At 50.9% G+C, this 12,190-nt stretch carries 11 protein-coding genes; 7 read left to right on the top strand and 4 right to left on the bottom strand.

The window, feature by feature from the left end; genetic code table 11:
- Positions 1-85 precede the first annotated feature (85 nt).
- The 5 genes from CRO74_RS12120 to CRO74_RS12140 all read left to right on the top strand — a co-directional run bounded on the left by CRO74_RS12120 (position 86) and on the right by CRO74_RS12140 (position 7,376).
- On the top strand, positions 86-3,253 hold the full coding sequence (locus CRO74_RS12120; protein WP_097126325.1) for a cyclic nucleotide-binding domain-containing protein: 3,168 nt from the start codon (positions 86-88) through the stop codon (positions 3,251-3,253).
- A gap of 114 nt (positions 3,254-3,367) precedes the next feature.
- Entirely contained in the window at positions 3,368-4,732 is a 1,365-nt protein-coding gene (locus tag CRO74_RS32380; protein ID WP_097126326.1) for an ATP-binding protein, read from the top strand.
- A 92-nt stretch (positions 4,733-4,824) separates the two neighbouring features.
- On the top strand, positions 4,825-5,880 hold the full coding sequence (locus CRO74_RS12130; RefSeq protein WP_097126327.1) for an alpha/beta hydrolase family protein: 1,056 nt from the start codon (positions 4,825-4,827) through the stop codon (positions 5,878-5,880).
- Positions 5,881-5,952: 72 nt separating this feature from the next.
- On the top strand, positions 5,953-6,333 hold the full coding sequence (locus CRO74_RS12135; protein WP_097126328.1) for a response regulator: 381 nt from the start codon (positions 5,953-5,955) through the stop codon (positions 6,331-6,333).
- Positions 6,330-7,376, top strand: coding sequence for an adenylate/guanylate cyclase domain-containing protein (locus CRO74_RS12140; RefSeq protein ID WP_097126329.1), 1,047 nt, complete (start codon positions 6,330-6,332; stop codon positions 7,374-7,376). The genes CRO74_RS12135 and CRO74_RS12140 overlap by 4 nt, the downstream gene beginning before the upstream one ends.
- A 51-nt stretch (positions 7,377-7,427) precedes the next feature.
- Here CRO74_RS12140 and CRO74_RS12145 read toward each other — a convergent pair whose 3' ends face one another.
- From CRO74_RS12145 to hemC, 3 genes are all read right to left on the bottom strand, one after another.
- Positions 7,428-8,675, bottom strand: a complete 1,248-nt coding sequence (locus CRO74_RS12145; RefSeq protein ID WP_097126330.1) for an ABC transporter permease — start codon at positions 8,673-8,675, stop codon at positions 7,428-7,430.
- 84 nt (positions 8,676-8,759) lie between these two features.
- The gene (locus CRO74_RS12150; protein WP_097126331.1) at positions 8,760-9,197 is read right to left on the bottom strand and encodes a GNAT family N-acetyltransferase; all 438 of its coding nucleotides are present in this window, start codon (positions 9,195-9,197) and stop codon (positions 8,760-8,762) included.
- Positions 9,194-10,123 carry a hydroxymethylbilane synthase gene (gene hemC / locus CRO74_RS12155; protein WP_097126332.1) on the bottom strand — a complete coding sequence of 310 codons (930 nt, stop codon included), beginning with the start codon at positions 10,121-10,123 and terminating at the stop codon, positions 9,194-9,196. The genes CRO74_RS12150 and hemC overlap by 4 nt, the downstream gene beginning before the upstream one ends.
- 283 nt (positions 10,124-10,406) lie before the next feature.
- Between hemC and CRO74_RS12160 the strand changes: the two genes are divergently transcribed.
- Positions 10,407-10,814 (top strand): Hsp20/alpha crystallin family protein, encoded by a 408-nt coding sequence (locus CRO74_RS12160; protein ID WP_097126333.1) that lies wholly within the window; start codon positions 10,407-10,409, stop codon positions 10,812-10,814.
- A 158-nt stretch (positions 10,815-10,972) separates the two neighbouring features.
- Positions 10,973-11,200, top strand: a complete 228-nt coding sequence (locus tag CRO74_RS12165; protein ID WP_144035905.1) for a hypothetical protein — start codon at positions 10,973-10,975, stop codon at positions 11,198-11,200.
- 33 nt (positions 11,201-11,233) lie between these two features.
- On the opposite strand, the gene CRO74_RS12170 is transcribed toward CRO74_RS12165, so the two are convergent.
- The gene (locus CRO74_RS12170) at positions 11,234-12,130 is read right to left on the bottom strand and encodes a UbiA prenyltransferase family protein (protein WP_097126335.1); all 897 of its coding nucleotides are present in this window, start codon (positions 12,128-12,130) and stop codon (positions 11,234-11,236) included.
- Positions 12,131-12,190: the final 60 nt, after the last annotated feature.

The following is a 12,190-nucleotide window of genomic DNA, read 5'->3' on the forward strand; positions in this document are numbered from 1 at the left end:
TGTGACTCAAATTAACGCAGCGCTTACCCGCTTCTGATTCACTGGTGCGTATATTTGACGGTAAATTGCGTTGTAAATCCCGCTTATGATTGTTGGTGCAGATTCTACTTCTCAACCTGTTTCTCCTCCTCAGCGATGGCATCGTGCGTTGGGCATTCGGCCGGAGGAAAGCCGCACGGTGGGGTTATTTTTTATTCATAACTTTCTGCTTGGCATTGGTACCATTCTCATTTATGTAGCAGCCAATGCCATTCTGCTCGAAAACCAGCCTGAAGCAAGTCTCCCCCTTGCATACATAGCCTCGGCAGCCGCCATGATTGGCGTTGGTCGGATCTATGCGTATTTTGAGCACCATCTGGCCCTGCGCAGTCTGGCCGTTCGGGTGTTGATTGCGGCCGTTGTGATGACAATCGTGGTGGGTATCCTGGTGGTTGTTGGTCATTCCGTTATGGCGGCTGTCGCCATTATGACGGGCTATCGGATTATTTACCTGCTCACGAATCTTGAATTCTGGGGCGTTTCGGCCGTTGTGTTCGATACCCGCCAGAGCAAGCGGCTATTTGGCGTGATTAGCTCCGGCGATATGCCAGCCAAAGCCATGGGCGCCATTCTGGCTGCTCTGGTACATGCGCATGCCGACGTGCTGCGGTTGCTCCTGGTTGCTTTCGGAGCCTTTCTGGCGGCACTTTATATTCTTCAGCTAACCATCCAGTCGCATGAAATTCACGCGCCACAGGGAGCCGATCGGGTTGCCCGCCGGGAGCCGTCCCGATTAATTGGCAAGCGGTTTGGCGGTAGTGAATTGATTTTTTACATGTGCCTGAGTCTGGCGGTGATGGCCGCTGTGGCAACCGAAATCGAGTATAATTTCTTTATCAACGTAAAGCACCGCTTTCACGACCAGACGGATGTGATTCGCTACGTGAGTTACGTACTGGCGCTGACATACGGAGTCGCTATGCTGGTCAAACTATTGATGTCGCGGCAGGTTCTCGATCGATTTGGCATCCAGCGTTCGCTATTGGTATTGCCCTGGCTGGCCTTAACGGGCTTAGTTGGCCTGATTGTACTGCGCTATTTTACCACGAGTGAAACCGTTTCGCTGATTTACTTTTGTGGCCTTTACCTGGTCTTTGAAGTAGCCCGCCGGGCCTTGTTTGACCCTGTATTTCTGGTTTTATTTCAGCCATTACTGCCGCCCCAGCGGCTCAAAGGGCACACTCTGGCGAAAGGATTGTACGAGCCAATTGGCCTGGGCGTTGCCGGTCTGCTGATTTATGTGTTGCACACAACCCTCGAAGCAGGTGGTGCCCTGGTGTGGATTACGGTGCTGGCCGGAGCAGTCTGGCTGTTACGCCATACCTACAAGCGGTATCTGCACGAGTTGACGGATGCCATCGGTCGGCGGTTTCTGGAGCGGGATCAACTGGCCATGCCAACGGTAGCGCAGGCCAGTCTGCTCCGGCAATTGCAAAGTAACCTGCCCGACGATGTACTAACGGCAATCAGCTGGCTGGATGTTCACAATCCCGAAGAGCTTAGCCGACAGATTCCGGCGCTTCTTGCGCATACCAGCCCCAGTATCCGCCGGAGAACACTGGCGGCAGCAACCCGAATGAAGCAGGCCCTGCCCGTTCGTCAGGTGACGCACATTGCCCTGACGGATGACGACCCTGCCTTACGTCAGCAGGCGGCTTACCTGCTGGGACGGCGCATCAATGTAGAAGCGGCCGAACTGGCTCCGCTCATTAATCATACCGACCTCTCCATCCGGCAGGGCGCTATTAATGGGGTGCTGGAGTTAAACCCACACGATCCGGCGGCTCTTGCGGCTTTGACTAAACTGGCCACCGATACGGACCCTGCACTTCAGCAAATAGCCCTGGCTCTCATTGCTAACCTAAGGCTAAATAGCTTTGCCAACCTGGTGAGTGAACGACTCGAAAGCTCAAACGCCGATGTACGAAAGGCCGCTATCAACGCGGCCGGGCATTTGCCCAATGCTGGTCTGACGCGATATTTGCTGGATAATCTTATACACAAGAGCATTGGTCGAACCGTAACCCAGGCCCTCAAAGCCCGTGGAGCCGAAACTGTCTCGGCCCTGCGTCAGGTACGGCAGTCGACTACCGATCGGCTGGTGCTGGAACGTATTGCGGCTGTCTGCGGAGCCATTACGACGCCAGAGAGTCGACACCTGCTGAATGGGCTGGCGCAGCAACCCGATGTATTTGTGCGAAGTGCCGCCCTCCGGGCCTTGCGCCGGTTCCCGAACGAACCTGAAGATGATGCGCTCTTTCGTGCTATTATGCACGAAGAGGTATTACTAGCCCAGCGGCTCCTGCACGGGAGTTTGACAGATGCCACCCTGACAAAAACACTGGATTATGAACTGTCTGTACTGCTGCAGCGGCTGTTCGATGTGTTGATGCAACTCTATGACTCCGAAACCATTGCCGGGGCTCGCCTGGGAATTGGACACCCCACCCGCGAGCGTCGGGCCAATTCGCTCGAAATGCTGGATAACCTGATTCCACGGGCTACCTACCAAACACTTCAGGTACTGGTGGATGACCTGCCCCGCGCCGAAAAAAATCGCATTCTCGATGCTGAACTGGGGCCATTCGATGATCCTGAGCCCATTCGGGCGTTTGTGTTGCGGATGGGTGAAACCGTTTTTTCGCCCTGGACGGTCGATGTTGTTCTGCGTACACTACCACCGGCTGAGGCCCTACAGGCCCGGCAGTCTCTGGAATCCCGTTTTAGTACTTTATCCCCCTTACTTATGTCGCACGCTACCCATTCTACCGAGCAGATTTCCGCTTACGACCGGGTATTGCTATTGTCTCAAGCCAGTCTTTTTGCCCAAACGCCCGAAAACGTACTGGCCAGTATCACGCCAATTATGAAAGAAGAGGAACACAAGGCGGGGGTATCTATTTTCCGGAAGGGTGATCTGGGCACTGGAATGTACGTCATCTACACGGGCGAAGTAGCTATTCTGGATGGTGATACGGAACTGGCCCGTTTTGGCCGGGGTGACTTTTTTGGCGAGTTGGCACTGCTGGATACCGAATCTCGTTCGGCTACGGCAGAGGCCATTACCGATGTCCGTTTGCTGCGTATCGATCAGGATGATTTCTATGATTTAATGGAAGAGCGGAGTGAAGTGCTGCGGAGCATAGTGAAAAGTTTGTCAGGTCGAATTCGGCGGCAGAATGAAGTGCTGGCCAAACGTGTAACAGCCTCGTAAGACGTGTAACCTCTTGATTAGAAATGTAGTCCATAAGGTTTATCGGCCTATTGTTCGGTTACGGTTTGGTTTCTATCTTGCATGGGCCACACAGCCAAACTTAAACCAGACTCAATGAATCAGGATGAAATCTTCTCGTCGTTTATTACCCTTGCTATCATCTGGCAGGTACGGCGATTTTTGGACACGAGAAACCGCATACCGCAGTGGGACAGGATGCTCCAGCGTTTCTGGATCGTCAATGTCTCCTTTGTGATTCTGAGTACGGCTATTGATGAAGATTTTCCCCTACGGCTTATCTGGCTTTTTGCTCTGGCTGCCATTACCTATACCGTCTGGCTTATTAAAGACAATCAGTCCGCCCGGACTCTTTTAATTGCCCTTGCGCCTTTTATGTTCTTTATGGCGATCTCCAAGATCATACAGGACGTATTTCCCCATTTTGCCAAGGCACATGACGACTTCTTCGAAAGCATAAACGGGTTTGCCCTATTCTGGCTGATTGGCTTCTTTATCGTAGCCAACCGGCAGAAAAAAGCACAGGTAAAAATTGATGAAGAGCGCGCTCTGGAAGCTGAGCAACGGCGTGTTATTGAAGCGAAAAAGCAGGAACTTGAGTATTTAGTTGCCGAACGAACCGCCGAAATCACCCGGCAAAAAGAGGAGTTGGAGTTAGCCCTGGTCGAACTTAAATCGACGCAGACACAACTTATACAGAGTGAAAAAATGGCCTCACTGGGCGAGTTAACGGCGGGGATTGCCCATGAAATTCAAAATCCGCTCAACTTTGTCAATAACTTCTCCGAAGTTAGCATTGAGCTAATCGACGAGTTGGTGGATGAACAGGTTAAGCCCCACCGAGACACCGAGCTTGAGGCTGAGCTATTGACCGATCTGAAACAGAATCTTCAGAAAATAAATTATCACGGCGGACGGGCATCGTCCATTGTGAAAGGCATGCTTCAGCACTCGCGGACCAGTACCGGGCAGCGTGAACCTACTGATATAAACTCCCTGTGTGAGGAGTATCTCCGCCTGGCTTATCATGGCTTACGGGCAAAGGATAAAAGCTTCAACGCGCTCTTTAGCACCGATCTGGACTCGTCGCTGGGGTTAGTCAGCCTGATACCGCAGGACATCAGCCGGGTACTGCTCAATTTATTTACAAACGCTTTTTACGCCGTTCAGCAACGCCAGAAGCAGGGAGGGCCATTAGGCTATCATCCAACGGTTATTGTGAGCACCCGCTGTGTCAATAAGGAAGCGGTGATCACCGTAGCGGATAATGGGACGGGGATTGCCGACGACGTGAAGCAGAAAATTTTCCAGCCATTCTTTACCACCAAGCCCACGGGTGAGGGCACCGGGCTGGGATTGTCACTAGCTTATGAGATCATTACAAAAGGACATAACGGTACGCTGGAGGTCGAAAGTAAAGTGGGTGAGGGGTCTAAATTTATTGTTACACTGCCTGGCTGAGGATTCCCGGTGCAGTTTATTCGTATATTACCTTCTTAATTAAAAATGAATACATCCTTCTGAGCTGAAATAAAGTAACCATTCATCAACCCATGCGTAACGTTTACATAGCCTTTATCTCGTTGTTCATCCAGTGCACTGCTTACGCGCAGAGTGCACCCCAGGCTACCGCTCCGCCCTCACCCGCCGACCTTGCCGAGCGGGTTCGAATGTTGGAAGAAAACCTCCGCTTTGCCAATCAGGGAGTAACCAAAACCATTGATGATCTACTTTGGTACCAGAAGCTGGGCGATGTCGCTGTTATTGACAAAATCCGGTATGGCAGTAAACCACCCCATGTTATCAAAAACCCAACGGGACAGGGAGCCAGTAATCCGGTTGTTATTCCGGCCTACACATTTGCACCAAAGAAGTTTGCATCGGTAAAAAAACTACCTCTGCTCGTTTTCGTGCATGACGGCATTCACGGGGATTTTAGCACCTTATACGCCCACGTTGTCCGGGAACTGCTCGATCAGGGCTACTTGATCATCGCGCCCGAGTATAGAGGCAGTGCCGGGTACGGCAGTGAATTTTACAAGCAGATTGACTACGGCGACTACGAAAATGATGATGTGCTGGCTGGAAAACGCTGGGCTGTCGAAAATATGGCGCAGGTCGACCCAGACCGTGTGGGAATTATTGGCTGGAGTCATGGCGGTATGATTTCACTGATGAATATTTTTGACCATCCCGACGACTACAAAGTAGCGTATGCCGGTGTACCCGTAACCGATATTATTGCCCGGCTTGGCTATAAGTCTCAAACCTACCGGACCATATTCTCGGAAGCAACGCACATTGGTAAAGACCCATCGGAGAATGTGGCCGAATACCGTCGGCGGTCTCCGGTCTGGAATGCGCAGAAGCTCAAAACACCACTGCTCATTCATACCAACACGAATGACGAAGACGTAAACGTGCTGGAGGTCGAATCGCTGATTAATGCCTTGAAAGCACACGATAAGAAATTTGAGTACAAAATCTATCAGGATGCTCCGGGCGGGCACAGTTTCAACCGGCTCGATACTCGACTGGCGCGCGATTCGCGTGGGGAAATCTATCGGTTTCTGGCGCGCTACCTAACTCCTCCCTCAGCCACCCGTTAAACATGAACCTGAGTAAACCTACAAAGGCGTAGGCTAAATCATTTATCTTTGACTGGAACCCTACCCTTCCTTATGATGAAAATTTTAGTAGTTGACGATGAGCTAGACGTAAAAGACCTTTTTCTACAGCGTTTCCGGCGCGAAATTCGCAGTGCCCAGTTTCAACTGGACTTCGCAAACTCTGGCGAAGAAGCGCTTGCCTACCTGGAGGGTCATAAATCGGAAGTTATTCTGATTTTATCGGACATTAATATGCCTGGAATGAGCGGTTTTGAGCTGTTGCGCCATATTCGGGCTGATTTTAAGACTCCTCCGTCGCCGGTAGTCATGATGATTACGGCCTACGGTGATCCCGATTCGCAAAAACAGGCCGTTGAACTGGGAGCTAATGATTTTCTGACAAAGCCACTCGATTTTACAGTCCTCAAACAAAAACTTCACGATTTAGCATGAAGGCTAAAATATTGGTGGTTGACGACGAGACAGATCTTGAGTTATTGATAAAACAAAAGTTTCGACGACAGATTAGAGAAAAACAGTACGAATTCGTGTTCGCCCACGATGGCGTAGAGGCATTGGAAATGCTGGCGCAGCAACCCGATGTAGACATGGTGCTGACCGACATCAACATGCCCGGTATGGATGGCCTGACGCTGTTGATTAAGCTCCATGAAAGCAATCCGATGCTTAAGGCGGTCATTGTATCGGCTTATGGCGATATGGATAATATTCGGACAGCCATGAACCGGGGGGCGTTTGATTTCGTGACGAAACCGGTCAATTTCGAAGATCTGGAATTAACCATGCAAAAGACTATGGAGTACGTAGCTCAGTTGCGACAGACGCTCCAGGCAATTAAAGAAAACAATATTCTGCGGATGTACGTCGATGAGTCGGTGCTGACGTTCATGAGCCGGTCCGAGTTCGAGACTGCTATATCGGCCAGTGAAACCGTTGTAGCTACCGTCCTGTTCATTGACATCTGCGGCTTTACCGCCATTTCGGAGCGTGAATCGGCCGATACGGTTGTGCGGCTTGTCAATCGGTACTTTGATGTGATGGTCAAAGAAATAATTGCCCAGGGCGGACACGTCGATAAGTTTATGGGCGATGCCGTCATGGCCGTTTTCAGGGGCGAGTACCACTTCGACCGGGCTGTCGAAGCGGCATTGGCGGTTCGGACGCAGATTGCGGCTTTGGAAGACAATCTGCCCAATCATCCTAATTACCATCCTCAGGTATCCATCGGGATCAACACCGGCGAAATGGTATCGGGGAACATCGGGTCTGCTACCCTCCGGCGGTTAGATTACACCGTTATAGGCGATGCCGTCAACATGGCCCAGCGCCTGCAAACCATTGCTCAGGCAGGGCAAATTGTGATTGTCGAGTCGGCCCAGCAGGAAATCGCAGAATCGTTTACCTGCGAGCGCATCGGCGAAGTAACCCTCAAGAACAAGTCGGCCCCGGTTGTGGTGTATAACGTACTTGGATGATGTAGGATGTATTGCTTTCGCAGTTACATACATCCTATATCATACATCTCTCTATTCTTCGGCCAGTGTCCTTGAGATGTTCATGCGGTAGACGCCCAGGGCGGGTAGGGCAGCCGCCAGAAGGCCAATGAGAATGGCAACGCCGAGTAAAGCCCACTCTTCGGGCAAAATGCCGAATGCAGCCAGATTATAGTGGTATTCCGACGAAACGCTGCTGGAGAATAACCACAATCCTACACGGCTGAGGAGGATACCCAGGATAAAGCCGATCAGGGCCAGTACCAGACCTTCGAGGAGTAACATGCCAAAAAGTTGCGCACGGGTAGCACCCATAGAGAGCATCAGGGCCATTTCGTAGCGTCGCTCTTTCAGGGAGTTGTACAACGAAACGAAAACACTGATTCCGGAGATCAGCATAATAACAATAGCCAGCCCACGCAGGGTTTCAACACCCACACCAAGGAGTGAAAACAGCCGATTTATCTCAATGTTGGGTAGTGCTGCCTGAAGTTTAGAGTTGCTGTTGATACCCCGCGCCAGCATCATGCCCAGCGGATTCCGAAATTTGATAAGCATACTCGTAATCTCGCGGGGTTCCCCAAGTTCTTCATCGTGATGGTTCTCATGACCACCTTCTGCTTCATGATCGGCAGTCCCGGTGGTTGGCTCGGCGTGTTCCTCATGATGCTCATGAATCGCCCAAACGCTGGAAAGGGGCGTTATAATGAGTTGGTCGGCAACGGTGTTGGTGGGGCTTAGAATCCCGACAACTTTATACTTCGTGTCGGCGTGTACGTCGCCGTCTTTGTCAAGGCCGTGTGAGCCGGAGAATGTATCGCCGATTTTTAAGCCCGTAACGGCCGCTACGCGCGGGCCAATCACCGTTTCCAGCGCCTTGTCAAACAGCTTTCCCTGAGCTACGGTGGCCCCAAAATGATCGAGGTATTTTTTGTTGGTGCCAACAATTCGAAACGACTGGTAATTATCGCCCATTGACAGGGGAATAGCCGTTTTGATCATTGGATTACGGGTTAGCCGTTCGGCTTCATCGAGCGGAATGTTGCCCGTTGGTGAGTCAATCTGGTAAATACTGGCCAGAATAAGCTGGAGTGGGCTTCCTTTGGCTCCGAGTACCATGTCAATTCCTTTTATGTTTTTGCGAAACTGATCATCCAACTGCTTGTTGAGCAACAGCAGCAACGAAATAATCGTGATACCGAATGTCATGAGCAGCCCGCTTAAAAAACTGCTCAGGGGTTTGTCTTTCAGGTTACTCCAACTAATTCGGAACAGATTCATTGGCTATATCAGGATTTAACCGTAAAGGTCGCAAAGAAAGGCTTTTTTGGTGTGTTTTATAGCGTGGCTGTGACGCCCGGCGCGCTACAAATCTAGTTTGAAGTGATGGCTGGTGATGTTGAATCCTTTATTCAGATAGAGCCGATGAGCATCGTAGCGAGCCGGATTCTGGCCCGAGTCGAGTGATACGCACTGGCAACCCAGCTCACGAGCCTGCTCTACAACAAAATCGACCAGGGCACTGGCATACCCCTTTCCCCGTGCATCCGGTAGGGTGGAGAGGTCGTCAATGTAGATCGTTTTGCCGCAGTACAGAAAATTCATTGTCCGATAGCCTACTACGGCTGGTGCTGGATCGGCGGGGTCTTCGGCTGGAACAAACGCCAGCACAAATCGCTCATTGGCTTGCTGGAAGCGGATTTGTTCAAAGGCCTGTTCGGGGCTTAAATGACTGCGCAGGGCCAGCATGGCGGGCAGACAGCGTCGGATGTCGTCATCCGACCGGGCAATCAAAGGGGTCATAGTTGTGCGCGAATTTCTAGTAACAAAGTGTCGCCCCCGCGTGCCAGAATGGCTTCGGCCAGTGAATGCCCCACCAATGGAGACTCTTCGGCGGAGCCGGAAAAGGTTTCGCGCAATAGCTGACTGCCATCCAGACTCACGAGTCCGCCCGTCAGGCCAATGGTTTCACTGTCCGTCCACTGGGCGAGTGCAAAGGACGGAATGCTGCAACCACCCTCCAGCCGGGCCAGAAAGGCGCGTTCGGCCCGCAGGCAGGCCTCCGTAGGCGCGTGGTTGACCAGGCGCGTAATGGCTTCGGCTACCTCGCTTTTGAGGGCATCTTTCGCTACTTCTATGGCAATACTGCCTTGTGCAACGGCGGGCGTAAACTCGTCCAGGGGCAGGCGTTCCACAATCAGGTCGTCGTACCCCATGCGGTGTACACCGGCATAGGCCAGCAGCAAAGCATCGCAATGGCCTTCGTCGAGTTTACGGATTCGGGTTTGCAGGTTGCCCCGCATATCGACTGTAGCTAGGTGCGGGCAGTAATGTTTGAGCATGGCCACCCGACGTGTTGACGAGGTTCCGATGCGAAACGATTCGCCCCCTTGTAAAGAAAGGGACTTGTTACGGCTAACGAGAACATCGTTGGCGGGCTCACGCTCGGTAAAGGCAATAATATGTAAGTCGGCCGGAAGGTTGGAAGGCAAATCTTTAGCGCTGTGAACCGCAATGTCGATGGCGCCGGTGCGTAGTTGATCTTCCAGTTCCTGGGTAAAAACGCCTTTGCTGCCAATCTTGGACAACGAACGGTCGAGTACTAAATCGCCTTTGGTTTCAATCAGGACTAATTCTGAGGTAAGACCTCCTTTTTCGAGTAATGCCTGTATATGTTCGGCCTGCCATACGGCAAGGCGGCTGCTTCTTGTACCAATTCGAATATGCATGATAGAACAAAGATACGCCATGAAAACCAGCTTTCAGACAGGAAGCCGAATTGTGGTAAGGTGTAGAAAGACAACCACATACAGACCACAATAGCAACACTATTCTTCTACACACAAAAAAACGGCAAAAAGGACGAAATACGTCTGTATTGTGCCAAAACGGCATTAAATGGGTGGATTAGGGCAGATTTTGCTGACAACCTGACTGAAAATAATGGGATTAATCCATTAGGCACGGCGTTTGTTTATTAAGTAGATACTTGAACAGTAAACAGCATCCACTATGAAAGCGATAGAAAATGTGTTTAAGGGAACAGGCGGTCAGATAGACTTGCTAAACACGCTCTACGGTGGTTCCACTCAAACAACCATGAATGTTGAGCGTGAGGATGAGCGTCTGGTGATTACCCTGACTGCTCCCGGCGTTAGTGCCAATTCATTTAATGTGCTTGTCGAGGGCAACAAACTCGTTCTCTATACTCTGCTGGTCAGCACATCCCGACAAACGCTGGACAACGAAAATAATCAGCGTTTAGCGGTACCTATGTTTTTACGCGTACTTGATATACCATCCTTTGTTGATGCCGATCAGATTGAGGCTATACACGAGCATGGTCAGGTCATGGTTATGCTACCCTTTAAAGACAAAGAACACATGCACCGCCGAATCGACATCAAGAATCTTTTTTAGTCTATACCCTGCATTTCCATCCGGGACACCTACATTGGTCCTGTAGCCTATAGATGAGTTCAAAGCCGCTTCTACGGAAGCGGCTTTTTGATTTTACAGAAGTTTTGTTTTGACAAGGCTTGTGTATATTGAGTCATTTACCGCTCAACGTACTGTTTATGCTTCGCCACACGCCTACACAACTCCTGATGGGTCTGGGAGTTTTCATTGCCTCAGCCACTCAGGCTCAAACCCTTACGGCCGATACCGGCTGGCTTAAAGAAAAGCTCAATAGTCTGGTGATCGATAAGGACGATTCCGTGACTCCTCAGTTCGACTTCAATGACTGTCAGATGAGCATGAAGGTCGATGCAAAAGAGGAGGGTATTGCGGTTAAGCTGGATTAGGCAATACTGCTGAACAAGTGTCGGCCTACCTTCCTAAGCAGGCGTAACGGCCAGCAGAATACCCGAAAGCATCAATAAGCCATCCAGGCCAATATAATACAGATAATCAGAAACCTTACGTAAAACCCGTTGGGCCAGCAGGACCAGTATGCCCATGGGTAGCCCTATACAAATGACGCCCCAAACCGTAAAGCCATGCCGGTACAACGCAAGTAGTGTCAGTCCGAAAAAGAAAACAAGACTGCAAAAGAATCGATATAACTGGGCATCGGTTAGCCGGGAGGCAAGAGTTAACCACCTCGACTGGCGGTCAACATCCCGGTCGCGGTAGTCGAACCAGAGCGCAATGCTGTAGATGAGCAGAAATCGATTGAGAATCCAAATTGCCATCAATAACCCGTTGGGCCGTTGAAGCGGAGAAACGACAAGAAAAGGCAGTACGACCGTAACATACGTCCAGACGAAGGTAAGATACAGGCTTTTCAGAACCGCAACTCGGCGCAGAGCCCGGAAGGGTGGGCTGTCGATTTTAGGGGCCGAGTACAGGAACGTAATCAGCACCACGGGCAACAGTTCGACCAGATACAGCCGCAGGAACCACAGCATCCACAGGCCCGTCAGCACAGCACCTACAAACAAACCCGCCAGAACGGGTTTATACTGATAATTCCAGCGGCCTCGTCTGGAGTAGTCAGCGGACGAATCCGTCAAAAACCAGTGCAGCGAATAACTGCCTAACGTGCCCACAAAGGTGAACAGCAGAAGCGATTCAGGTAAGGTTAGCCGAAACAACCGAGCTGTGGTTTGGCACATCACGACCGCACAAATGGCTATATAGACATTGCTGAAAAGGAGAAACTCCAGAATGATGGTGGAAACCCTGGCAATCCGCCTTATTATCCCCAACATATAAGCCGTTGTCGTTATCATCAATTGGGGTCCCGCAGGTGTTAGGGGAAATTCCTTTTACTAACAGAACTGGTAGGAAAT

Source organism: Spirosoma fluviale (assembly GCF_900230225.1).
In the GTDB taxonomy this organism is placed as follows: domain Bacteria; phylum Bacteroidota; class Bacteroidia; order Cytophagales; family Spirosomataceae; genus Spirosoma; species Spirosoma fluviale.

Coding starts and splice junctions, on each gene's coding strand:
- CRO74_RS12120 (WP_097126325.1), top strand. CDS start 86: ATGATTGTTGGTGCAGATTCTACTTCTCAACCTGTTTCTCCTCCTCAG.
- CRO74_RS32380 (WP_097126326.1), top strand. CDS start 3,368: ATGAATCAGGATGAAATCTTCTCGTCGTTTATTACCCTTGCTATCATC.
- CRO74_RS12130 (WP_097126327.1), top strand. CDS start 4,825: ATGCGTAACGTTTACATAGCCTTTATCTCGTTGTTCATCCAGTGCACT.
- CRO74_RS12135 (WP_097126328.1), top strand. CDS start 5,953: ATGATGAAAATTTTAGTAGTTGACGATGAGCTAGACGTAAAAGACCTT.
- CRO74_RS12140 (WP_097126329.1), top strand. CDS start 6,330: ATGAAGGCTAAAATATTGGTGGTTGACGACGAGACAGATCTTGAGTTA.
- CRO74_RS12145 (WP_097126330.1), bottom strand. CDS start 8,675: ATGAATCTGTTCCGAATTAGTTGGAGTAACCTGAAAGACAAACCCCTG.
- CRO74_RS12150 (WP_097126331.1), bottom strand. CDS start 9,197: ATGACCCCTTTGATTGCCCGGTCGGATGACGACATCCGACGCTGTCTG.
- hemC (WP_097126332.1), bottom strand. CDS start 10,123: ATGCATATTCGAATTGGTACAAGAAGCAGCCGCCTTGCCGTATGGCAG.
- CRO74_RS12160 (WP_097126333.1), top strand. CDS start 10,407: ATGAAAGCGATAGAAAATGTGTTTAAGGGAACAGGCGGTCAGATAGAC.
- CRO74_RS12165 (WP_144035905.1), top strand. CDS start 10,973: ATGCTTCGCCACACGCCTACACAACTCCTGATGGGTCTGGGAGTTTTC.
- CRO74_RS12170 (WP_097126335.1), bottom strand. CDS start 12,130: ATGATAACGACAACGGCTTATATGTTGGGGATAATAAGGCGGATTGCC.